22 protein-coding genes are annotated in these 21,690 nt (G+C 72.8%); 6 read left to right on the top strand and 16 right to left on the bottom strand.

Translation table 11 applies throughout. The features are described 5' to 3' along the window. Nucleotides 1-15 precede the first annotated feature (15 nt). The 4 genes from ACZ6S5_RS19895 to ACZ6S5_RS19880 all read right to left on the bottom strand — a co-directional run bounded on the left by ACZ6S5_RS19895 (nt 16) and on the right by ACZ6S5_RS19880 (nt 5,010). Nucleotides 16-2,007 carry a DUF5941 domain-containing protein gene (locus ACZ6S5_RS19895; protein WP_466002415.1) on the bottom strand — a complete coding sequence of 664 codons (1,992 nt, stop codon included), beginning with the start codon at nt 2,005-2,007 and terminating at the stop codon, nt 16-18. Further along, nucleotides 2,004-2,747 carry an ABC transporter ATP-binding protein gene (locus ACZ6S5_RS19890; protein WP_466002413.1) on the bottom strand — a complete coding sequence of 248 codons (744 nt, stop codon included), beginning with the start codon at nt 2,745-2,747 and terminating at the stop codon, nt 2,004-2,006. Before ACZ6S5_RS19890 ends, ACZ6S5_RS19895 begins: the two co-directional genes overlap by 4 nt. Further along, nucleotides 2,748-3,575, bottom strand: a complete 828-nt coding sequence (locus tag ACZ6S5_RS19885; RefSeq protein WP_466002411.1) for an ABC transporter permease — start codon at nt 3,573-3,575, stop codon at nt 2,748-2,750. 64 nt (nt 3,576-3,639) lie between these two features. Further along, nucleotides 3,640-5,010 (bottom strand): L-serine ammonia-lyase, encoded by a 1,371-nt coding sequence (locus ACZ6S5_RS19880; protein WP_466002409.1) that lies wholly within the window; start codon nt 5,008-5,010, stop codon nt 3,640-3,642. A gap of 323 nt (nt 5,011-5,333) precedes the next feature. Between ACZ6S5_RS19880 and ACZ6S5_RS19875 the strand changes: the two genes are divergently transcribed. Further along, complete coding sequence (locus ACZ6S5_RS19875; protein WP_466002407.1) at nt 5,334-5,531, top strand: PspC domain-containing protein; 198 nt, start codon at nt 5,334-5,336, stop codon at nt 5,529-5,531. 25 nt (nt 5,532-5,556) lie between these two features. On the opposite strand, the gene ACZ6S5_RS19870 is transcribed toward ACZ6S5_RS19875, so the two are convergent. The 7 genes from ACZ6S5_RS19870 to pdxH all read right to left on the bottom strand — a co-directional run bounded on the left by ACZ6S5_RS19870 (nt 5,557) and on the right by pdxH (nt 11,558). Further along, the gene (locus ACZ6S5_RS19870; RefSeq protein ID WP_466002405.1) at nt 5,557-6,321 is read right to left on the bottom strand and encodes a DUF4230 domain-containing protein; all 765 of its coding nucleotides are present in this window, start codon (nt 6,319-6,321) and stop codon (nt 5,557-5,559) included. A gap of 99 nt (nt 6,322-6,420) precedes the next feature. After that, nucleotides 6,421-7,581, bottom strand: coding sequence for an acyl-CoA dehydrogenase family protein (locus ACZ6S5_RS19865; RefSeq protein ID WP_466002403.1), 1,161 nt, complete (start codon nt 7,579-7,581; stop codon nt 6,421-6,423). 31 nt (nt 7,582-7,612) lie between these two features. Further along, complete coding sequence (locus ACZ6S5_RS19860; protein WP_466002402.1) at nt 7,613-7,918, bottom strand: type II toxin-antitoxin system VapB family antitoxin; 306 nt, start codon at nt 7,916-7,918, stop codon at nt 7,613-7,615. 130 nt (nt 7,919-8,048) lie between these two features. Beyond that, complete coding sequence (locus ACZ6S5_RS19855) at nt 8,049-8,651, bottom strand: nitroreductase family protein (RefSeq protein ID WP_466002400.1); 603 nt, start codon at nt 8,649-8,651, stop codon at nt 8,049-8,051. Nucleotides 8,652-8,653: 2 nt separating this feature from the next. Beyond that, complete coding sequence (locus tag ACZ6S5_RS19850; protein WP_466002398.1) at nt 8,654-9,583, bottom strand: aldose 1-epimerase family protein; 930 nt, start codon at nt 9,581-9,583, stop codon at nt 8,654-8,656. A gap of 56 nt (nt 9,584-9,639) precedes the next feature. After that, nucleotides 9,640-10,932 carry an MFS transporter gene (locus ACZ6S5_RS19845; protein WP_466002396.1) on the bottom strand — a complete coding sequence of 431 codons (1,293 nt, stop codon included), beginning with the start codon at nt 10,930-10,932 and terminating at the stop codon, nt 9,640-9,642. Then, a complete protein-coding gene (gene pdxH / locus ACZ6S5_RS19840) occupies nt 10,929-11,558 on the bottom strand; it encodes a pyridoxamine 5'-phosphate oxidase (protein WP_466002394.1) in 630 nt (209 codons plus the stop codon). Before pdxH ends, ACZ6S5_RS19845 begins: the two co-directional genes overlap by 4 nt. A 275-nt stretch (nt 11,559-11,833) precedes the next feature. Between pdxH and ACZ6S5_RS19835 the strand changes: the two genes are divergently transcribed. The 4 genes from ACZ6S5_RS19835 to ACZ6S5_RS19820 all read left to right on the top strand — a co-directional run bounded on the left by ACZ6S5_RS19835 (nt 11,834) and on the right by ACZ6S5_RS19820 (nt 16,623). Continuing rightward, nucleotides 11,834-12,940, top strand: a complete 1,107-nt coding sequence (locus ACZ6S5_RS19835) for a citrate synthase 2 (protein ID WP_466002392.1) — start codon at nt 11,834-11,836, stop codon at nt 12,938-12,940. Between the two features lie 243 nt (nt 12,941-13,183). Beyond that, nucleotides 13,184-14,311: a phosphoserine transaminase gene (serC, locus tag ACZ6S5_RS19830; RefSeq protein WP_466002390.1), complete on the top strand. Its 1,128-nt coding sequence runs from the start codon at nt 13,184-13,186 to the stop codon at nt 14,309-14,311. 189 nt (nt 14,312-14,500) lie between these two features. Beyond that, nucleotides 14,501-15,583: a septation protein SepH gene (gene sepH / locus ACZ6S5_RS19825; protein WP_466002389.1), complete on the top strand. Its 1,083-nt coding sequence runs from the start codon at nt 14,501-14,503 to the stop codon at nt 15,581-15,583. Nucleotides 15,584-15,636: 53 nt separating this feature from the next. Then, complete coding sequence (locus ACZ6S5_RS19820; RefSeq protein ID WP_466002387.1) at nt 15,637-16,623, top strand: aldo/keto reductase; 987 nt, start codon at nt 15,637-15,639, stop codon at nt 16,621-16,623. Between the two features lie 155 nt (nt 16,624-16,778). Here the strand turns inward: ACZ6S5_RS19820 and thpR are convergent, their stop codons facing one another. The 5 genes from thpR to ACZ6S5_RS19795 form a co-directional block, all read right to left on the bottom strand. Beyond that, nucleotides 16,779-17,357 (bottom strand): RNA 2',3'-cyclic phosphodiesterase, encoded by a 579-nt coding sequence (gene thpR, locus ACZ6S5_RS19815; protein ID WP_466002385.1) that lies wholly within the window; start codon nt 17,355-17,357, stop codon nt 16,779-16,781. 3 nt (nt 17,358-17,360) lie between these two features. After that, the gene (locus ACZ6S5_RS19810; protein WP_466002383.1) at nt 17,361-17,870 is read right to left on the bottom strand and encodes a hypothetical protein; all 510 of its coding nucleotides are present in this window, start codon (nt 17,868-17,870) and stop codon (nt 17,361-17,363) included. A 113-nt stretch (nt 17,871-17,983) separates the two neighbouring features. Next, entirely contained in the window at nt 17,984-19,270 is a 1,287-nt protein-coding gene (locus ACZ6S5_RS19805; RefSeq protein ID WP_466002381.1) for an MFS transporter, read from the bottom strand. A gap of 76 nt (nt 19,271-19,346) precedes the next feature. Continuing rightward, complete coding sequence (locus tag ACZ6S5_RS19800) at nt 19,347-19,796, bottom strand: MarR family winged helix-turn-helix transcriptional regulator (protein WP_466002379.1); 450 nt, start codon at nt 19,794-19,796, stop codon at nt 19,347-19,349. A 60-nt stretch (nt 19,797-19,856) separates the two neighbouring features. Beyond that, on the bottom strand, nt 19,857-21,338 hold the full coding sequence (locus ACZ6S5_RS19795; RefSeq protein WP_466002378.1) for an NCS2 family permease: 1,482 nt from the start codon (nt 21,336-21,338) through the stop codon (nt 19,857-19,859). Between the two features lie 89 nt (nt 21,339-21,427). Between ACZ6S5_RS19795 and ACZ6S5_RS19790 the strand changes: the two genes are divergently transcribed. After that, the gene (locus ACZ6S5_RS19790) at nt 21,428-21,688 is read left to right on the top strand and encodes a DUF2530 domain-containing protein (protein ID WP_466002376.1); all 261 of its coding nucleotides are present in this window, start codon (nt 21,428-21,430) and stop codon (nt 21,686-21,688) included. Nucleotides 21,689-21,690 lie beyond the last annotated feature (2 nt).

Here is a 21,690-nt window from a genome sequence, read left to right as displayed (position 1 = left end):
CCGGCCGGCCCTCCGTCAGCCCGGCGAGCGGACACCTCCACCCGTCGGGGCCGGCGTCCGTCGGGCGCGAGCCGGCAGGACCACCCAGGCGAGGACCACACTCGCGACAAAAACCACGAGAAGGTACGCACCGAGTGTAGCCAGAGCGATACTCGCGATTCCGGCGATTGCCGCTAGACCCAGCAGCACCGATCGGCCCTCCCAGCCCAGCGAGGCGGCGTGCAGCGGCGGCGCCACCTGCCGCTTCTCCAGTCGGGCGGTCAGGTCGTAGTGGTGCAGGGTCAGCACGAAGACGTACCCGAAGATCAGCCAGGCGGGCACGCCGCCGGCCACCCCGACCGCGATGGCGAACAGGTACTCCCCGGCCCGCAGCGCGGCCGGGACCAGCCAGTCCAGCGGCCCGTCCGGCGTCGCCCGGACGCCCAGCGCGGCGAGCAGCCAGACCAGCAGGGCCGCCAGGATCACCCAGCGCGGCGTCTCGGCGCCCCACCGCCCGGCCAGCAGGAGCAGCACCGCCGGCGCCAGCGCCGGCAGCACGGCCAGCCACAGCACGCCGACCCTCGGGCGGGCGGCCCGGAGCAGGAAGCGTTCCAGCCCCGACGGGCGGGCCGCCGCGAACCGCTGGACCACCGGGCCGTCGTCCCGGTGCAGGGTCACGTCGACGGTGGTCATCACCGGCACCCGCATCCACCAGGCGCGCAACGTCCGCAGGGCACCGGTGTACGCGAACGCCAGCGTGCCCCAGACCAGCACCGCGCAGAGCGCCACCAGCGGACCGAAGAGCGCGGCGGCCAGCGCGATCAGCGCCCACCGCTCGCCGATCGGGAAGACCACCGTCCGCTTCAGCCAGTACGACACCGAACCGGTGTCCGCCTGCACCTTCGTCGAGGCCGCGTTCAGCTTCCCGCCGATGCCCTCGGCGTCCTCGGCGGCGGCGCGGGGCCGGCGGGCCGCCTCGTCGTGCAGCACGCCGTACCAGGCGTCGGTCATGTGCCGCACGGTCTGCAGGGTCATCGCGGCGATCGCCAGCGCCCAGCCGTAGCGGAAGCCGGCGTGCGTGGCGCCGTAACCGAGGCCGGCGTAGACCACGTACTCCTTGGCCCGGTCGGCCATGGTGTCCAGCCAGCCGCCCCAGGCGCTGAAGTGCCGGGTGTATCGGGCCAGCTGCCCGTCCACGCAGTCCAGCACGAAGCCCAGGTAGAGCAGGACGCCGCCGGCGACCAGCGCGGCCCGGCCGCCGGCCCCGAAGAGCACGGCGGCGGCCACCGCGAAGGCCACCGAGATCATGGTCACCCCGGTCGGGCTCAGACCGATCCGGGCGGCCACCTTCGTCACGTACGGAGACCAGGTGCTGACGAAGAAGGTGGTGAAGAAGTCGTCCCGCTCCTTCACCGACAGACGCAGCTCGGCCTTGTCCTCGTCGACCGCGGCCACCGCCGCCTCGGCTGCGCGCAGCTCCGCCTCCGTGCCCACCCGGTGCGCCACGAGCAGGCGTACCCGATGGGCGAAGATCAGCGACCCGCGCGCCGCGAGGCCGGCGAAGAGTTGGTCCAGCGCGGACGCCGGGTCCGCCCCGCCCGTGGCCGCCCGTTCGGCGGCGGCGGTCAGGAACGCCAGGTCCGCCGGCCCGACCCGCAGCGCACCACCGAAGACGCCGGTCGCGCCCGTCGGGTCGTCCACGGCCACCACCTGGCCGCGGTCCTCGCGGACCGTCGCCCGGCCGGGTGCCGGCGGGTCGGTCAGCACCAGGGCCACGGTCGGGGCCACCGGGCTGGTCGCCAGGTGCTTCAGCACCGCGGTGTGCGCCACCAGGTCGGCCCCGCTGAGCAGCACCGGGCCCCTCGCGGCGGCCAGCAGTTCGGCCAGCTCGGCCAGGTCGGCGGCGACCCGCACCTCGGTCGCGCCGGCCCGCCGCCACTGCCCGGCGAGCCGGTCGGCCAGGCGCTCCCCGGCTCCGGTGGTCAGGCCCGCCGCCGGTCCGGCGGCGAGCACGATCGCGAGCGTCACCGCGAGGAAGCGCTGGCGTACGCCCGCAGCGCCTCGTCGATGGTCCCGTCGACGGTCAGCCGTCCGGCGTCGAGGTAGAGCCCCCGACGGCAGAACCGGGTGAGGTCCTTTTCGTTGTGTGACACCAGCACCAGCGTGCGCCCTTCCGCGAGAAGTCGCTCGATGGTCGCATAGCACCGGGCGCGGAACTCCGCGTCCCCGACCGCGGTGACCTCGTCCATGAGCAGGATCGGGTGGGGCAGGTGGGCGATGATCGCGAATCCGAGCCGCACCTTCATGCCGGAGGAGTAGTGCCGGACCGAGGTGTCCACCGAGCGTTCCACCTGCTCCCCGGCGAACGAGACGATCTCGTCGAAGTGTTTCCGCAGGTAGGCCGTGGACAGCCCGTGCAGCCCGCCCACCAGGTACAGGTTCTCCCGCCCGGTCAGGTCGTTGGAGAAGCCGGCGGAGAGCTCCAGCAGCGGCGCCACCGCGCCGCGTACCCGGATCCGGCCCTCGTCCGGGATCAGCACCCCGGCGATCAGCCGCAGCAGGGTGCTCTTGCCGGTGCCGTTGCGGCCGACCACTCCCACCGTCTCGCCCGGCTCGATCCGGAACGACACGTCCCGCAACGGCCAGAACTGGCCGGCGTCGGCGCTCCGCCCGCCGCGGTGGATCAGCAGCTCGCGCAGCCGGAGCTGGCGGCGGCGGTTGCGGACGAACCGGATGCCGAGCCCCTCCGCCTCGATGATCGCCGCCATTCAGAGTTCCTTGAGCACGGCCGGTTCGAGCCGGCGGAACGACCACCAGCCGGCCGCGAGCACCAGCAGGCTGCCCAGCACGGTCACGGCGAGCAGCCGGGCGTCGGGAAACTCGTCCGGGTACCAGATCGCGTGGTGCAGCTGGAAGATACCGACCAGCGGGTTCAGCTCGTACGCGACCTTGATCCAGGTGGGCATGCCGGAGTCCCGGACCAGGGCGAGCGGGTAGATGATCGGGGTGGCGTAGAAGAGCACCCGGATGATCAGGCGCATGAAGCGCTCGATGTCGCGCATCAGCACGTTCCACGCCGACAGCAGCAGCGCGACCCCGACCAGCAGGACGAACTGCACCGTCACCGCCAGCGGCAGGGAGAGCAGCGACCAGCCGAGCCGGATCTTGCCGTGCGCCACGTAGATCGCCGCGATGCCGGCCAGGATGGGCAGCCCGGCCAGGTACTCGGCGAACCGGCCGGTGACCCGGCCGATCGGGAAGACCTGGCGGGGCACGTTCATCGTGGTGATCAGCCGGGCCTGCCCGGTCAGCGCGTTGGTCGCCTCGGTCAGCGCCGAACTGGCCCACATCCAGGCGAAGATGCCGGTGATCAGGAAGAGCGGATACGACCCGGCCGCCTCGCCGAGGTGCCGGCGGGTGGCGCCGGAATAGAGCACCCCGAAGACGAACCAGTAGATCAGGCCCATCCCGAGCGGTTCGATGAGCGACCAGAAGTAGCCCAGCACGGACTGCTGGTACTTCACCGCGAGGTCCCGTTTGACCAGGATGCGCAGCGAGTTGCGGGCCGACCAGAGCGCGCCGACTCCTGTCGTCACCGTCCCATCCTCGCCTCCGCCGTTCTCGGTCGACAGGGGTACCCCCGGGGTCACCCCTTCGGGTTCAGCACTCGATGACGTTGACCGCGAGGCCGCCCCGCGCCGTCTCCTTGTACTTCACCTTCATGTCCGCGCCGGTCTCCCGCATGGTCTTGATGACCTTGTCCAGCGAGACGGCGTGCACCCCGTCGCCGCGCAGCGCCAGCCGGGCGGCGGTGATCGCCTTGATGCTGGCCACCGCGTTCCGCTCGATGCACGGGATCTGCACGAGGCCGCCGACCGGGTCGCAGGTGAGCCCGAGGTTGTGCTCCATGCCGATCTCGGCCGCGTTCTCCACCTGCTCGGGCGTGCCGGCGAGCGCCTCGGCGAGCCCGGCCGCCGCCATCGAGCAGGCCGAGCCGACCTCACCCTGGCAGCCCACCTCGGCCCCGGAGATCGAGGCGTTCTCCTTGAAGAGCACGCCGATCGCGCCGGCCGCCAGCAGGAAGCGGACCACGCCCTCGTCGGAGGCGCCGGGCACGAACCGGGTGTAGTAGTGCAGCACGGCCGGGATGATCCCGGCGGCGCCGTTGGTCGGGGCGGTGACCACCCGGCCGCCGGCCGCGTTCTCCTCGTTCACCGCGAGGGCGAAGAGGGTGACCCAGTCCATCGCGCGCAGCGGGTCGGTCGCGTCGGCCTCCGCCTCCAGGCTCCGGCGCAGCTCGGCGGCGCGGCGGCGGACCTTCAGCCCGCCGGGCAGCACGCCGTCACGGGCGCAGCCGTTGTCGACGCACTCCCGCATGACCCGCCAGATCTCCAGCAGCCCGGCCCGGACGTCCGCCTCGCTGCGCCAGGACAGCTCGTTGGCGAGCATCACCTCGCTGATCGACAGCCCGGTCTCCCCGGTCACCGCGAGCAGCTCCGCGCCGGTGAGGAACGGGTACCGCACCCGGGTGCTGTCCGGCTTGATCCGGTCCGCCCCGGCCGCCGCCTCGTCCACCACGAACCCACCACCCACGGAGTAGTAGGTCCGGGCCCGTACCTGGCTCCCAGCCCCGTCGAAGGCGGCGAAGGTCATCCCGTTCGGGTGGTACGGCAGCGAGCGCCGCCGGTGCAGCACCAGGTCGCGGTCCGGGTCGAAGTCGATCTCCTGGGTGCCGAGCAGGGCGAGCCGCCGCTCGGCCCGGATCCGCTCCACCCGCGGGCCGACGGAGTCGGTGTCGACCGTCTCCGGGGCCTCGCCCTCCAGCCCCAGCAGCACCGCCCGGTCGCTGCCGTGGCCGTGGCCGGTGGCGCCCAGCGAGCCGAACAGCTCGGCCTGCACCCGCACCACGTCGGTGAGCAGCCCGTCCGCCTTCAGCCCGGCCACGAACGTCCGCGCGGCCCGCATCGGGCCCACGGTGTGCGAACTCGACGGCCCGATGCCGACGCTGAAGAGGTCGAAAACACTGATCATGGCTGCACTTTCCTCGCCGTCGTACCCGTTGTGCGGATCCGGACCGGTGCGTGCCGTGCCCGGTCCGGGACGGCAGGGTGGCCCCCGGGGTACGGGGTCCGACCGGCGAGCCTACCCGCCCAGGTCAGTACCCGTCCGCACGCCGGCACACTCCCGCACGCGGGGGGGCGGTCTGCGCGGGGGCGCGTCGCCGTGGACCCGGCGGGGTAAGCACCTACGGGTGCCCGGGTCGCTGATCCTCCTCGGGGCCGAGGGCGCGACGCGCACCCGTTCCTAGCGTGGAATCCAGCGCGGCGGATCGCCGCAGAAGTGGGAGTACGACGATGAGTCGCAAACTGGTCCGACCCCGCCAGGGGCGCATGTTCGCCGGTGTCTGCGCCGGCCTGGCCCAGCGGTTCGGCATGTCCGCCGGCATGGTCCGGCTGCTGTTCCTGCTGTCGCTGCTGCTGCCCGGCACCCAGGTGATCGTCTACCTGATCCTCTGGATCCTGATGCCCGACGAGGACCGCGTCCGCTACTGACCCTGCGCCTGGCCAGCGACAAGCGTCAGGGGGCGGTGTAGGTGACGGTCACCTTCTCGTAGCCGAGGGAGCGGAGCAGGCCCTCCAGCATCTTGCGGGTGTTCTCCTCGGCCCGGGCGGTCAGCCCGCTGTCCCGGGCGGCGGTGGTGATCCGGTCCTCGGCCAGCTTGTAGACCGCCTGCTGGCGGTTGGGGTCGCCAGCCACCAGGTCGTTGATCCGGTTGATCAGGCCGCGCTCCTCGGCGAAGACGTAGCTCTTCTCCAGGTCGAGGTTGGTCTCGCCGAGCTGCGGCGCGGGGAGCTTGATCTCCACCGACTTCTTGTCGGCGGACTCCACCACCGCCCCGTCGGCGATCTTGGAGAAGTCGACATACGCCTCGACCCGGCCCGCCCCGACGAACAGGGTCCGCTCGTTGAGCAGGAAGTCCGGCACGTTCTTCCGGTCCTTCTGCACGTCGACGACCACCTGGAAGTCGCCCTCGGCGGCCACGTACCGGCTGAGGTCGCGGATCGACTTCAGCAGCGGCGGCTGGCTGCGGTCGGTCTGCTGCTGCGCGAAGGGGTTGCGGAAGTCCGGCAGGATGCCGGTCGCCTGCACGCCGAGCAGCGCCACCACGACCAGCGCGGCCGCGCCGAGCACCCACAGCAGGCCCCGGACCGGGCCGCCGGACGACGCCGGAGCGCCCGGTGCCGGGTCGCCGGCGCCGTCCGCCCGGGCCCGAAGGGCATCACCGGTCGGGTACTCCGGGAACTCCCTGGTGCGCTCGTTGATGTCACCGTCGCGGGCCATTCGCCCTCACCGTCCTCGTCAGACACATCGACTGAGGATGACGTTACGGCCCCCGTGCGACACTCGCGCGGCGAGCGACCCGAACGGGTGAACGGCGGCTCAGGCGAAGGCGGAAACGCCGGTGAGCTGCTGCCCGATGACCAGCTGGTGGATCTCCGAGGTGCCCTCGTAGGTCAGCACGCTCTCCAGGTTGTTGGCGTGCCGCATCACCGGATAGTCGCCCGAGACGCCGTTGGCGCCGAGGATGGTCCGGCACTGCCGGGCGATGGCCAGGGCCTCGCGGACGTTGTTCAGCTTGCCCACGCTGACCTGGTGGGGCCGCAGCTTGCCGGCCTCGGCCAGCCGGCCCAGGTGCAGCGCCAGGAGCAGGCCCTTGTTCCACTCGACGGCCATGTCGGCGAGCTTGGCCTGGGTGAGCTGGAAGCCCGCGAGGGGCCGGCCGAACTGGGTCCGGGTGGTGGCGTACGACAGGGCGGTCTCCAGGCAGTCGCGGGCCGCGCCGAGCGCGCCCCAGACGATGCCGTGCCGGGCCTCGGTGAGGCAGCTCAGCGGCGCCTTCAGCCCGACCGCCTCGGGCAGCCGGGCGTCCGCCGGGAGCCGGACGTCGTCGAGGGCGATCTCCCCGGTCAGCGACGCGCGCAGCGACATCTTGTGCCGGATCTCGCGCGCCGTCACCCCGGGCGTGTCCATGGGTACGGCGAAGCCGCGCACCCCCTCGTCGGTGCGCGCCCAGATCACCCCGACGTCGGCGATCGGCGCGTTGGTGATCCACATCTTGCTGCCGTTGAGGATCCAGTCATCGCCGTCCCGGCGGGCCCGGGTGGCCATCGACGCCGGGTCGGAGCCGTGGTCCGGCTCGGTCAGCCCGAAGCAGCCGACCGCCTCGCCGGCCGCCATGGCGGGCAGCCAGCGCTGCTTCTGCTCCTCGCTGCCGTAGCGCCAGATGGCGTACATGGCCAGCGAGCCCTGCACCGAGACCAGCGAACGGACGCCGGAGTCGCCGGCCTCCAGCTCCAGGCAGGCCAGCCCGTACGCGACGGCCGACGCGCCGGCACAGCCGTACCCGGTCAGGTGCATGCCGAGGAGGCCGAGCTTGCCGAACTCGCGGGCCAGCTCGCGGGCCGGGACCTGGCCGTCCTCGTACCAGCCGGCGACGTGCGGGCGTACCCGGTCGTCCACGACCTGGCGCACGACGGCGCGGATCTGCCGCTCCTCCTCGTCCAGCGACGCGTCGATGTCCAGCAGGTCGAGAGGAGTCATGCCGTCACCTTAACGAAGACTCAGGGGTGGGTCACTCGCCCTGCGGGCTGAGCACCAGCACCCGGGCGTGGATCTGGTTGCGCCCCTGGAGCGCCGCGCGCAACGCCCGGTGCAGGCCGTCCTCCAGATAGAGGCCGCCGTTCCACTGCACCACGTGGGGAAAGAGGTCGCCGTAGAAGGTGGAGTCCTCGGCGAGGAGCTTGTCCAGCGCCAGCTCGCGCTTGGTGGTGATGAGCTGGTCCAGCCGCAGCGGACGCGGCGGGATCTCCGCCCACTGCTTGAGCGTGAGGTTGTGCTCCGGGTAGGGACGGCCGTCCCGGACCGCTCTGAAGATCAAGGCGCGCTCCCCTCCCCCTGACCCGGCTGGTGATGTCGGTGCCAGCCTAGCCGCACCCGCCACACCGCGTTTTACTCCCTCATGTCGGTTTCGCCGCCACCGTCACCCCGTCGACGTGGGACGAATCGCCTCAACTCCAGCGGCCCCGCCGGACCACCTCGTCCACCGGCCGCCGTCCCCGGCGCAGCGACGGCGACCGGTGGTCGGGAGCCCGGTAACCGATGGTGACCGCACCGATCGGCTGGTACTCCTCGGGCACCCCGAACGCCTCCCGGTACGCGTCGAGCCGCTGCGGCGGGATGCCGAAGAAGCACGCGCCCAGCCCCTCGTCGACGGCGGTGAGCAGCATCAGCAGCGCCGCGAAGCCGGTGTCCACGTACCAGTAGGGCACCGGCCAACGGTCGGTCGACCGGTCCGCCCAGCCCTTGTCCGGCTCGGCGTACCGCTCCAGGTAGACGGAGCGGTTGGCGTGCGGCACCACGATCAGTGGGGCCCGGCGCATGCCGGCCAGCCAGCGTTCCCGACCGCCCCCGCCCGGGGTGGCCGCCGCCCAGAACCGCTCCCGGTCGGCCGGCTCCTCCAGCACCAGGAAGCCCCAGCCCTGGGCGAAGCCCGCCGAGGGCGCCCGGGTGGCGTGCGCCAGCAGCCGGTCCACCACCTCGGGCGGAACCGGCCGGTCCGGGTCGTAGTTGCGGACCATCCGGCGGCGGTGGACGACCTCGGCGAACTCCATGCTCAGGCTCCGGGCCGGATGCCCCAGGCACCCCGCCAGGTCTCGCCGGGGGCCAGCGTGATCAGGCCCTTGCCGGAGCGGAACGCGTCCGCCGGGCAGGTCATCGGCTCGACCGCGACCGAGCGGCGGCGGCGCTCGCCGTGCAGGGTGTCCCCGGTGAACACCTGCCACCAGCCGAACTCGCGGTCCGCCCAGACGTGCACCTCGGCCGCGCCGTCCGGGGCGGCGAGGGTGACCGCCGACCCGCCGTCGGCGTCCCGGTCGACGGCGCCGAAGGCCACGTCGAGCACCGCGTCGCCGATCGCCCGGGGCTCGGTGTAGTCGTACTCGGTGCCGGCGACCTCGGTGACGCCGAGCGGCAGCAGCCGGCTGTCCAGCAGCACCCGGGTCCGCCCCGGCACCCGCAGCGACGTCTCCTCCACCCCGGCCTTGGGCAACCGCAGGTAGGGGTGGACGGAGAAGCCGAACGGCGCCGGTTCGCCGGCCTGGTTGGTCACCTCGTGCTCGGCGCGCAGCCCGTCCGCCCCGACGGTCCACCGGGTGCGCAGCCGCAGCGACCAGGGATAGCCCGGGCGGGGCGGCAGGTCGTAGCCGAGGGTGACGCTCTCCGGCGACTGCTCGACCAGGTGCCAGGAGGCCCAGTTGACCAGGCCGTGGATCGCGTTGCGCCGGGCCGGCTCGCTCAGGTCGAGCTGCAACGACCGCCCCCCGAAGGTGTACCCGCCGTCCCGGATCCGGTTGGGCCAGGGGGCGAGCACCTGGCCGGCCGAGCCGGGGCAGAGCTCGTCCGCCTCGTACCCGTCGAGGTAGTCGACTCCGTCGTGCCGGTAGGTCCGCAGGCCACCGCCGACCTCGACCACGACGGCCTCGTGGCCGTCGGCGGCGATGCTCCACTGTGTCCCCGACGGTGACGACTGCGCGGCATTCTCCATGCCGGCGACCTTAGTCGACGCGCGGAAGGGCCCCCTGTTTACGCCTGCGGCCCTGCTCAACGGGGGGCGGCGGTGGCCGACCGGTAGCGGAGCAGCGCCGGGAAGGCCACCACCAGCAGCACGGCCAGTACGGCGGAGGCGAGGCCGCCGCCGACCATTGCGAAGCCGGTGCCGAACGCCGCCGCCGTCGCGCCGGCCCGCAGGTCGCCCAGGCGCGGGCCGCCCGCGACCACCACGGTGTTCACCCCCTGGAGCCGGCCGCGCATCCGGTCCGGCGCGTAGACCAGCAGCATCGACTGCCGCAGGGTCGCGCTGACCAGGTCGGCGGCCCCGGCGAGGCCGAGCAGCGCCACCACCAGCCAGAGCTGGCGGGCCAGCCCGGCGAGGGCGATCGCCACGCCCCAGCCCACCACGGCGACCACCAGCGCCAGCCCCTGCCGGCGTACCCGGCCGATCCAGCCGGAGGTGAGGCCGCCCAGCATCGCCCCGATGGCGATGGCGCTGTAGAGCCAGCCGACCGCGGCGCCGCCGCCGAACCGGTCCTGCGCCAGCTCGGGGAAGAGCGCCCGGGGCATGGCCAGGATCATCGCGATCAGGTCGATGGCGAAGGAGAGCAGCAGCACCGGCGTGGTGGCCAGGTAGCGGAACCCGTCCACGATGCTGGCCAGCCCCGCCCGGCGCGACGTGCCGTCGCCGTCCGGGTCCGGCTCCGGCAGCATCGCCGGCAGCCGCAGGGTGGCCCAGAGCGACACGGTGAACAGCAGCGCGTCCACCGCGTACGCGATCGGCAGCCCGGCCTCGGTGCGCCAGGTGGCGAAGATCAGGCCGGCGGCCAGCGGCCCGAAGACCGAGGTCGCGGTGTACGTGGTGAAGTTGAGCGTGCTGGCCGCCGGGACCAGCTCGGCCGGCACCAGCCGGGGCAGGATCGCGCTGCGGGCCGGCGAGGTGATCGCGAACGCCACCGACTGCAGGGCCACCAGGGCGAGCAGCAGCACCGGGCTGCCCACCCGCAGCACCGACTGGAGCAGCAGCGCCAGGGTCGAGGCCCAGAGCAGGGCTCCCCCGGCCAGCAGCACCCGGCGCCGGTCGCGGGCGTCGGCGACCGCCCCGCCCCAGAGCCCGAACACCAGCAGCGGCAGGAAGCCGGCGATCCCGAGCAGGCCGACCCAGAACGAGCCGCCGGTCAGGTCGAACATCTCCACCGGTACGGCCACGGCGGTGAACTGGAAGCCGAACATGGCCACGCCGTTGCCGAGCCAGACCCGCCGGTACGCGGGCACGCCGAGCGGACGTAGGTCGATCGCCCAGCGGCGCGCCCCGCGCGGCCGGGCCTCCTTCACCCCGGTCACGGCGCCAGCCGCTCGACGACCCAGGCGCCCTCGTCGGTCCGTCGGTAGCGCAGCCGGTCGTGCAGCCGGCTGGCCCGGCCCTGCCAGAACTCCACCGTCTCGGGGCGGACCCGGAAGCCGCCCCACTGCGGCGGCGCGGGGATCTCGTCCACCCCGGCGAAGCGCTCGGCCGCCGCCCGGTACGCCGCGTCCAGCGCCGCCCGGTCCGGCACGACCGCGGACTGGGCGCTGGCCCAGGCGCCGAGCCGGGAGCCGCGCGGCCGGCTGGCGAAGTACGCCTCGGTCTCGGCCCGGTCGACCCGCTCCACCCGGCCGGCCACGACCACCTGGCGCTGCATCGGGAACCAGGGGAAGACCAGGCTGGCCCACGGGTTGGCGGTCGCCTCGGCGCCCTTGCGCGATTCGTAGTTGGTGTAAAAGACGAAGCCGTCCGGGTCGTACCCCTTGAGCAGGACGGTGCGGCCGCTGGGGCGGCCCTGCGCGTCGGCCGTGCCGACCACCATGGCGTTCGGTTCGGGAAGCGGGTACGCCACCGCGTCGGCGAACCAGCGGGCGAACTGGGTCGGCCAGTCCGGTGCCAGGTCCGGTTCGGAAAGGCCCAGGTCGGCCGCGTACTCGTTACGCATGGCCGCCGGAGCTGGTGTGTCGCCCGTCACAGTCCTCTTCCCCCTCGTCGGGGCGGCCACGTCCCCCGACGCTGGCCAGACCCCACCGCCAAGTCTGGCCGAGGCCGTGAGCTTGTCCACCCCGGGGGATGTCGCGTGGCGCACAGTCGCCGTGGGTCGCGCACTCGGTTACCCAGCAGGCAAGATGTTCCGAACCACATCCCTGAGAGGGTCGCCCGTGACGCGGGGCCGGATGGCCCGCCCGGGCGCACCGCCGCCGGAAGCCAGGAGACGACATGTCCGACTTCAAACCGGGCCTGGAGGGCGTCGTAGCCTTCGAGACCGAGATCGCCGAACCGGACCGCGCGGGCGGATCGCTGCGCTATCGCGGCGTGGACATCGAGGATCTGATCGGTCAGGTCTCCTTCGGCAACGTCTGGGCGCTGCTGGTGGACGGGCGCTTCGGCCCGGGCCTGCCGCCGGCCGAGCCGTTCCCGGTGCCGGTGCACTCCGGTGACATCCGCGTCGACGTGCAGTCCGCGGTCGCGATGCTCGCCCCGTACTGGGGCCTCAACCAGCTCCTCGACATCTCCGACGAGCAGGCCCGCGAGGACCTGGCCCGAGTCTCGGTCACCGCGCTCTCCTTCGTCGCCCAGTCGGCCCGCGGCCTCGGCCTGCCGGCGGTGCCGCAGAAGGAGATCGACAAGGCGGAGACGATCGTCGAGCGGTTCATGAAGCGCTGGCGGGGCGAGCCGGACCCGCGGCACGTCAAGGCCGTCGACGCCTACTTCATCTCGGCCGCCGAGCACGGCCTGAACGCCTCCACCTTCACCACCCGGATCGTCGCCTCCACCGGCGCCGACGCCGCAGCCTGCATCTCCTCCGGCATCGGCGCGCTCTCCGGCCCGCTGCACGGCGGCGCCCCGTCCCGGGTGCTCAGCATGCTGGAGGCCGTCGAGCGCAGCGGCGACGCCGAGGGGTACGTCAAGGGCGTCCTCGACCGCGGCGAGCGGCTGATGGGCTTCGGCCACCGGGTCTACCGGGCCGAGGACCCGCGCGCCCGGGTGCTCCGCCGCACCGCCAAGGAGCTGGGCGCGCCCCGCTTCGAGATCGCCGAGGCGCTGGAGAAGGCGGCCCTGGCCGAGCTCCAGGCCCGCCGCCCGGACCGGGTCCTCGCCACCAACGTCGAGTTCTGGTCGGCCGTGGTGCTGGACTTCGCCGAGGTGCCGGCGCACATGTTCACCTCGATGTTCACCTGTGCCCGGATGGGCGGTTGGTCCGCGCACATCCTGGAGCAGAAGAAGCTCCAGCGGCTGGTCCGCCCGTCGGCCCGGTACGTCGGCCACGGCCCGCGCAAGCCGCAGGAGGTCGAGGGCTGGGACGCCATCCCGCACGGCGTCTGATCCCCGCGTACCCCTCGGAGGGCCCGGTCCGCGACGGACCGGGCCCTCCGCGTTGTGGCGCATCCCTCAGCCCCGGTCATGGGACCAGCCGCCGGCCGGGCCGGCCAGGGTGCGAGGATGAAGGCCGGCAGTGCCGCCGGACCGGGCTCGGATCCCGGCTTCCCGCGCGCCCGCGCGCGGCCGCCGTCGGTCCGCGCCCGCATCAGGGCCCGTCCCCGCCCATGCGGAAGGATCGAGACAACCGTGGCTGACGCACCGACCATCCGGATTCCCGACGACATCAAGCCCGCCGACGGGCGCTTCGGCTGCGGGCCGTCCAAGGTCCGTCCGGCGGCGGTCTCCGCACTTGCCGACGTCGCCACCAGCTACCTGGGCACCTCGCACCGGCAGAAGACGGTCCGCGACCAGGTCGCCCGGCTGCGCCGGGGCATCGCCGAGTTCTTCTCCCTGCCCGAGGGCTACGAGGTGGTCATCGGCAACGGCGGCACCACCGCCTTCTGGGAGGTCGCCACCTTCGGCCTGATCCGCGACCGGGCCCAGTTCGCCAGCTTCGGCGAGTTCGGCGCGAAGTTCGCCAAGTCGGTCAAGGACGCCCCGTTCCTGGGCGAACCGACCGTGCGCAAGGCCGAGCCGGGCACCGCGCCGGCCCTGGTGGCCGAGGCGGGCGTGGACGTCTACGCCACCCCGCACAACGAGACCTCCACCGGCGTGGCGGTGCCGATCAGCCGGGTGGCGGGCGCCGACGAGGGCTCGCTGCTGCTGGTCGACGCCACCTCGGGCGCCGGCGGCCTGGAGGTCAACGTCGGCGAGACCGACGTCTACTACTTCGCCCCGCAGAAGTGCTTCGGCTCCGACGGCGGGCTCTGGCTGGCCCTGATGTCGCCGGCCGCGCTCGCCCGGGCCACCGAGATCAAGGAGTCGGGCCGCTACATCCCGGCCTTCCTCGACCTGGTCACCGCGATCGACAACTCGCGGCTGGAGCAGACGTACAACACCCCGGCGCTGGCGACCATCTTCCTGGCCGCCGAGCAGACCGACTGGATGAACTCCCAGGGCGGCCTGGCCTGGGCGGCCAAGCGCACCGCCGAGAGCGCCGGCATCGTCTACGGCTGGGCCGAGCGCTCGTCGTTCGCCACCCCGTTCGTGGCCGACCCGGCGCTGCGTTCCAACGTGGTCGCCACGATCGACTTCGCCGAGGGGGTGGACGCCACGGCGATCGCCAAGGCGCTGCGGGCCAACGGCATCGTCGACACCGAGCCGTACCGGAAGCTGGGTCGCAACCAGCTCCGCATCGCGCTCTTCCCGGCGGTCGAGCCGGCCGACGTCGAGGCGCTCACCGCGTGCGTCGACCACGTGGTCGAGCGACTCTGATCAGCTCGTGACGGTGGGTGGTCGTCGCGGCCCCGACGACCACCCACCGTGATCATCGCCGCAGCTCAGTCACGACATGCCGGGGTGTCGCATCCCCCACCTTCGGGTAGATGAGCGTACGGTGGTGCGAGACGCCCGGGTGGCCGGCTCGTGGCGTGACGGCCAGCGAAGCGGGACGGAGGCAAGCCCATGCGCCCAGTACGCTTCGTCGCCCTCTCCGAGGACGGCCAGGCCCTGGTGCTCACCGACGAGGTCGGGCGCCTGCTCGCCCTCCCCATCGACGAACGTGTCGCCTCGGTGCTGCACGCCGAGCCGGGCGCGGCGCCCCTCGCGGTGGTGCCGACCGCCGCCGACCCGACGCCGTCGCTCTCCCCGCGGGACATCCAGGCCCGGATCCGCTCCGGCGAGTCCGCCGAGGACGTCGCCCGGATCGCGGGCGTTCCGGTCGACCGGGTCCTGCGCTACGCGGGCCCGGTGCTCCAGGAGCGGGCCATGCTCGCCCAGCACGCCCGCCGCACCCGGCTCAAGGGCGCGGAGAAGCCCACCCCGCTGGCCGAGGTGGTCAACGGCCGGCTGGCCCAGCACGGGATCGACACCGAGAAGATCTCCTGGGACGCCTACCGGCGGGACGACGGCACCTGGCGGATCATCGCCACCTGGCCGTCGGGCAAGGCCACCGCGCAGGCGGTCTGGGATCTCGACAAGACCCGGCAGCAGGTCGCCCCGCACGACGACATGGCGCAATACCTCTGCGCCGAGCGTCCCACGCCGATCCTCGGCCAGGAGCCGGCGCCGGAGCGGGGCGGCCACGCACTGCCCGGCCCGTCGCGCGGCGAGCCGAGCCGGGGCGGGCACGGCCTGCCGACCCCGGCCGAGCACGCCCGCCCGGGGCGGGACCCGATCCGCGCCGGCCGGGACGCCCTGCTGGCCTCGCTGGACCGGCCGCTCGGCGGCGCGTCCGGGCGGGGCCTGGAGTCCCGCTCCCCGGCCGCCATGGCCGGTCCGGACGCGCCCCGGCAGCGGGCCGTGGCCGGCGGGGCGGCGGCGCTGCTCGGCGGCGGCCAGGGCTCGGCGTTCGACGACGACTCGGACGCGCCGAAGGAGGTCCCCGCCGTACCCTCGCTGGCCGTGCTGCGGCCGCGCCGCACGGGCGCCGCGGCGGCGGCCGGTGGCGGCGAGTCGGCGGAGGCCGGCGGCAAGCCGCGCAAGCGGCTGCCGAGCTGGGACGACGTCCTCTTCGGCAGCGGCCCGGCGGCCCGCGAATCCTCCTGATCCCACCCTGGTTACGTGAGGCACTCTAAGTGCCCGCGTGCCAGGGTGGACCCATGGAGTACACGAACCTGGGACGCACCGGTCTCTCGGTGAGCCGGCTCTGCCTCGGCACCATGAACTTCGGGCCGCAGACCGACGAGCCGGACAGCTTCGCCATCATGGACCGGGCGCTGGAGCACGGGATCAACTTCTTCGACACCGCCAACGTGTACGGCTGGAAGCTCGGCGAGGGCGTCACCGAGCAGATCATCGGCCGCTGGTTCGCCCAGGGCGGCGGACGCCGCGACAAGGTCGTCCTGGCCACCAAGGTGTACGGCAAGATGGGCGAGTGGCCCAACGAGCAGGGCCTGAGCGCCCGGCACATCATCCGGGCCTGCGAGGAGTCGCTGCGCCGGCTGCAGACCGACACCATCGACCTCTACCAGATGCACCACATCTCGCGGGCCACCCCGTGGGAGGAGATCTGGCAGGCGATGGAGACCCTGGTCGCCCAGGGCAAGGTCCTCTACGTCGGATCGTCCAACTTCGCCGGTTGGCACATCGCCCGGGCGCAGGCCGCCGCGGGCAAGCGCAACTTCCTCGGCCTCGTCTCCGAGCAGTGCATCTACAACCTGATGACCCGGTACGTCGAGCTGGAGGTGATCCCGGCCGCCCAGCACTACGGCCTGGGCATCATCCCCTGGTCCCCGCTGCACGGCGGGCTGCTCTCCGGGATCATCCGGAAGATGGCCGAGGGCAGCGCGGCGCGCGGCACCAGCGGCCGGTCGGCCGACGCGCTCGCCGCGCACCGGCCCACCGTCGAGGCGTACGAGAAGCTCTGCGCGGACCTGGGCCACGACCCGGCGGACGTGGCGCTGGCCTGGCTGCTCTCCCGTCCCGGGGTGACCGCCCCGATCGTCGGTCCGCGCACCATGGACCAGCTCGACCGCAACCTAGGCGCTCTCGACGTCCAACTCGACGAGGAAACCCTGAAGCGCCTCGACGAGCTCTTCCCGCCCGTCGGCAACGGCGGCCCCGGCCCCGAGGCCTGGGCCTGGTAACCCCTCACGCTCGCGCCGATCTTGCACTTCCGGCTGGGGATTCGCGGCTTGCACCCCTTTTGCCGGCACCACAAGTGCAAGATCGGCGCGTGCGGGGTGGGCGCGGGCGGGGTGGGCGCGTGCGGGGTGGGGTGGGGTGGGGTGGGTGGGTGGGGTCAGATGGGCCAGGCGGCCAGGCGGTCGTAGGTGGGGCGGGGGCCGGGGTGGCTGCCGACCAGGACGAGTTCGTCGGCCGGCCATTCCGGGCCCTCGTACTCGTGCAGGGCCTCCCGGTCGGCCAGCACCTCGGTCCGGTGGATCCGATCGCCGGGGCGGGCGATGGTCAGGTGGGGCCGGAACGGCTTCTCGTCGTGCGGCAGGCGGGCCCGGCGCAGCCCGAGGCGGATCAGCCGGGCCAGCGTGGCCAATCCCTCGACGTCGCCGCGGAGGTCCACCCAGAGGATGGTGAACCGGCCGCGCCCGAAGCTGCCGCCACCGCCGAGGCGGAGCCGCAGCGAGCTGTCCCGACCGTCCCGGAACGTCTCGGCGGCCACGCCGAGCGCGCTCTCCACCTCGACCAGCCGGTCGTCCTCGACGTCACCGAGGAAGGCGAGGGTGAGGTGGGCGTTGGCCGGGTCGGCCAGCCGTACGTTGGTGCCGGCCGCGGAGGCGACACCGACCCGGAGCCGGGTGATCTCAGCGCTGAGATCGTCGACCGCCGGCCGGGGCGGGTAGACCGCGACGAAGAGCCGCACCGGTCAACGGTGCCGCTGGTGGTGGCCGGGTCGGGCGGCGGGCAGGGTGAGTCCGGCCGCGTGCAGCAGCCCCTCCACCCGTACCCGCTCGATCTCCCGGTCGACGCCGTCCAGGTCGGACAGGTGCTCGGCGATGCCCAGCGCCCGGCACGCGGCCCGCAGCCGCTCGTCGTACGCGTCGATGACCGCGCCGTGCCAGACCACCGACCGGTCGGCGGCGGCGAGCCGGTGCCCGCCGAGCCGGCGCAGGTCGACAGCGAGCTGTTGCAGCGGTCGGCGGCCCTCCCGGTCGAACTCGGTGAGGTCGATGTCCCGGGTGAGCGCGTCGGCCTCGATGGCCCGGTCCAGTCGGGCGATGGTGCGCCGCTCCCGGCGCTCCTCCCGCCACTCGGCCCAACCGCAGGCCACCCGGTCGAGGATCTCGTCGGCGCAGAACAGCAGCGCGAAGAGGGCTGGCAGGCAACAGACGGCGAGGATCGCCAGCATCAGCAGCAGTCCCCGCCCCACTTCCACATATCGACGCTATGCCGTACGGTGGCTGCCCGCCACCGGATTGCCGACATCCGGACGCGAATGAATGAGGAAGGACCGGTCCCCGGGACGGGAACCGGTCCTTCGCGGGAGGTTCACTCCGCGCCGGGCGACACCACGTAGAAGCGGGGCATCGGCAGCACCCGCAGCCGCAGCCGGGCGCCGGAGCGGCGCAGCTGCCAGGTGAGCGCGAGCAGCGCGGCGGCCAGCGAGATCAGGCCACCGATCCAGATGCTCGCGCCGGCGCCGAAGGTCTCGGCCACCCAACCGATGATCGGCGCGCCGACCGGGTTGGTGCCGAGGAAGACCAGCACCCACAGGGCCATGACCCGGCCCCGGAAGGCGGCGTCGACGCCGAGCTGGACCCGCTGGTTGGCGGCCTGGGCGAAGAAGACCATGAAGAACCCGGTCGGCAGCAGCAGCGCCACCACCAGCCAGTACGCCGGGGCGAGCCCGACCAGGGTGCCGAAGGTGGCGGCCCCGACCGCCGCGCCGAGGACCAGCCAGACCGAGGGGCGGCTGCGCCGACCGGTGCCGGACAGGGCGCCGGCCAGGGCACCCACCGCGAGGGCGGTGGTGAACAGGCCGAACGAGGCGGCGCCGGTCTTGAAGACGGTCTTGGACAGCGCGGCCAGGGTGAGCTGGAAGTTGAACAGACTCATCCCGACCACCGACATCAGCGCCATCGGCAGCAGGATGTCGGGGCGGCGCGACACGTACCGCAGGCCGTCCACCACCCGGGCCTGGTCGCGCTCGCCGGCTGGCGGCAGGTCCTTGCGGTACAGCTCGTCGGTACGCATCCGGACCACGTTGACCAGCGGGGCGATCGAGCTGAACGCGGTGATCAGAAAGACCGGGCCGACGTCGAAGGCGGCGATGGCCAGACCGGCGACGGCCGGGCCGAGGATCCGGGCCGAGTTGAAGGTGGCCGCGTTGAGCGAGAGCGCGTTCGGCAGCAGCGGTACGCCGACCAGCTCGGAGACGAACGCCTGCCGGACTGGGGTCTCCACCGCGTTGAACACGCCGAGCAGGGCGGCGAACGCGAAGACGTGCCAGAGCTGCACCAGCCCGGTGACCACCAGCAGGCTCATCGCCAGCGCCAGCACGGTCCAGAACACGTTGGCGATGAAGAGCAGCATCCGCTTGTCGTACCGGTCGGCGAGCCGGCCGGAGATCAGGGTGAGCAGCAGGACGGGGGTGAACTGGAGCGCGGTGACCACGCCGAGCGCGGTGGCCGAGTTGCCGGTCAGGTCGAGGACGAGCCAGTCCTGGGCGATGTACATCATCCAGACGCCGATCAACTTGATCAGCTGTCCGGTGGCGAAGAGTCGGTAGTTACGGACTCGTAGGGACTGGAACATCGTGCTCAACTTGGCCTGCACTCTTGGTGCGCCTCCTCGCGATCATGTACGCCTCACCCACAGCGGACGAAGCGGACCGCGGGACGCGGGAACCGGCTCAGGCGCGAGCGATTCCCTGCAGGATCTCGGCGGCACGCCGCAGCGTGTCGCGTTCCTCCTCGCTGAGCGCGGCCAGCCGGTCGGCCAGCCACGAGTTGCGGGCCCGCTCGAACTGCTCGAGCACGGCCCGTCCCCCCTCGGTCGCCGCGAGGATGACCTGCCGGCCGTCGGTCGGGTGGGGGGTGCGCTGCACGAGGCCGCGCTCCTCCAACTTCGCGACGATCTTGGTCATCGTCGGCGGCTGCACCCGCTCGACGTCGGCCAGCTCCCGTGGTGTCAACGCGCCCGCCAGATTGAGGCTGGTGAGCGCGGAGAGCTGGGTGACCGTCAGGTCACCGACCGGTCGGGCCTGTCGGACCCGCCGGTTGAGTCGGGTGATCGCATCACGCAGCTGAGGGGCCAGCTGCGCCGGTGGCACGCGTTTCGCCGTCACCGTCCGCTCCGTCACACTAGTTAGCTTAACTAATGAGCCTGGCTAACGACATGCGATATGACCAGGCTCACCAGCTCAGAGCAGCACGGACTCGATCGGCCCGCGCAGGAAGTACAGGATGAAGAGGGCGGCCACCCCGTACAGCAGCGGGTGGATCTCCCGGACCTTCCCGCGGGCCAGCTTCACCAGCACGTAGCTGATGATGCCGGCGCCGATCCCGTTCGAGATCGAGTAGGTGAAGGGCATCAGCACGATGGTGAGGAACGCCGGGATGGCGATCTCGTAGTCGGTCCAGTCGATGGTCCGCACCGCGGTCATCATCAGGAAGCCGACCACCACCAGCGCCGTCGAGGCCGCCTCGAAGGGCACGATCGCCGACAGCGGCGCCAGGAACATGGCCAGCAGGAACAGGCCGCCGGTGACCAGGTTGGCCAACCCGGTCCGGGCACCCTCCGCGACCCCGGCCGCGCTCTCGATGTACGAGGTGTTGCTGGACACGCTGGCCGCGCCACCGGCCGCCGCGGCGATCGAGTCGACCAGCAGGATCTCCCGGGCCCGCGGCGGGGTGCCCCGCTCGTCGAGCATGTCCCCCTCCTGGCCGATCGCGACCATCGTGCCCATCGTGTCGAAGAAGTCGGTGATCAGCAGCGTGAAGACGAACATCAGCGGGACCAGCCAGCCGACCCGGCTCCACGAGCCCAGCACGTTGAAGTGGCCGAGCAGGGAGAGGTCCGGGACGTCGACGATCTTCTCCGGCAGCCTCGGCACGTTCAGCGCCCAGCCCTTCGGGTTCGGCTTGCCGTTCACGAAGGCCGGGCCGATGTGCCCGATCGCCTCCACGATGATCGCCAGCACGGTGGACGCGAGGATGCCGATCAGGATCGCGCCACGGACCCGGCGGACCACCAGCACCACGGTGAGCAGCAGGCCCACCACGAACACCAGCATCGGCCAGCTGACGATCTTGCCGTTGATGCCGAGCCCGACCGGGACGGTGGTGTTCGCGATGTCCGGCACCCGGCGGACGAACCCGGCGTCGACCAGGCCTATGAGGGTCAGGAAGAGGCCGATGCCCACGCCGATCGCCGTCTTCAACTGGGTCGGCACCGAGCGGAACACCGCGGTACGCAGCCCGGTGAGCACGAGGATGCCGATGACCACACCCTCGATCACCACCAGACCCATTGCGTCCGCCCAGGTCATCTCCGGCGCGATCTCGAACGCGACCAGCGCGTTCACGCCCAGCCCGGCGGCCAGCGCCATCGGGAACCGGGCCACCACTCCCATCAGGATGGTCATCAGCCCGGCCACCAGCGCGGTGGCCGCGGCGAGCGCCGGGATGGCGAGCTTGCGGCCGTCCCCGTCGACGGCGCCGCCGAGGATCAGCGGGTTCAACACCACGATGTACGCCATCGTGAAGAAGGTGGCCAGGCCACCGCGTATCTCCCGGCTCGGGTGCGAGCCGCGGGCGGAGATCTCGAAGAAACGGTCGAGGCCGTTACGCGGGTGAGCGGGATCGGGTGGAGTGCCGTGGTCCGGCGGGGGCGCTATCGCCATCAGGTCCTCGCAGGGTGTTCGACCGGCTGTCGCGCGCATCGTCCCAGATCACCGACGGGCAGGGAAGGACGATCGCGTACGCTGTGCCGGTGCCCCAGGAGCAACCGCCGCGGCCCGAGCCGCTCGACCCGCCGATGGTGCCGTTCGCCGTCGCCGGGCTGATCATCTGGGCGGTGGTCGGGCTGGTGCTGCTGATCTTCTTCCGCGGTTGGCTCACCGAGCACGGGCACCAGAACTGGCTCTGGACCTGCCTCGCCGGATTCCTCTGGGGCTTCCCCGGTCTCGCGGTGATGATGCGGCACGACGCGAACCGGCGTCGCCGCCGGGAGGCCGCCGCCCGTCAGGGCTGACC

The organism is Micromonospora sp. NPDC051924 (assembly GCF_055586005.1).
Note: the sequence above shows the minus strand (reverse complement) of the source record. Positions and strands in the feature narration are given on the sequence as shown.

Coding starts and splice junctions, on each gene's coding strand:
- ACZ6S5_RS19875 (WP_466002407.1), top strand. CDS start 5,334: ATGAGTCGCAAACTGGTCCGACCCCGCCAGGGGCGCATGTTCGCCGGT.
- ACZ6S5_RS19880 (WP_466002409.1), bottom strand. CDS start 5,010: ATGATCAGTGTTTTCGACCTCTTCAGCGTCGGCATCGGGCCGTCGAGT.
- ACZ6S5_RS19835 (WP_466002392.1), top strand. CDS start 11,834: ATGTCCGACTTCAAACCGGGCCTGGAGGGCGTCGTAGCCTTCGAGACC.
- ACZ6S5_RS19795 (WP_466002378.1), bottom strand. CDS start 21,338: ATGGCGATAGCGCCCCCGCCGGACCACGGCACTCCACCCGATCCCGCT.
- ACZ6S5_RS19890 (WP_466002413.1), bottom strand. CDS start 2,747: ATGGCGGCGATCATCGAGGCGGAGGGGCTCGGCATCCGGTTCGTCCGC.
- pdxH (WP_466002394.1), bottom strand. CDS start 11,558: ATGCGTAACGAGTACGCGGCCGACCTGGGCCTTTCCGAACCGGACCTG.
- ACZ6S5_RS19850 (WP_466002398.1), bottom strand. CDS start 9,583: ATGGAGAATGCCGCGCAGTCGTCACCGTCGGGGACACAGTGGAGCATC.
- ACZ6S5_RS19870 (WP_466002405.1), bottom strand. CDS start 6,321: ATGGCCCGCGACGGTGACATCAACGAGCGCACCAGGGAGTTCCCGGAG.
- sepH (WP_466002389.1), top strand. CDS start 14,501: ATGCGCCCAGTACGCTTCGTCGCCCTCTCCGAGGACGGCCAGGCCCTG.
- ACZ6S5_RS19865 (WP_466002403.1), bottom strand. CDS start 7,581: ATGACTCCTCTCGACCTGCTGGACATCGACGCGTCGCTGGACGAGGAG.
- ACZ6S5_RS19855 (WP_466002400.1), bottom strand. CDS start 8,651: ATGGAGTTCGCCGAGGTCGTCCACCGCCGCCGGATGGTCCGCAACTAC.
- ACZ6S5_RS19820 (WP_466002387.1), top strand. CDS start 15,637: ATGGAGTACACGAACCTGGGACGCACCGGTCTCTCGGTGAGCCGGCTC.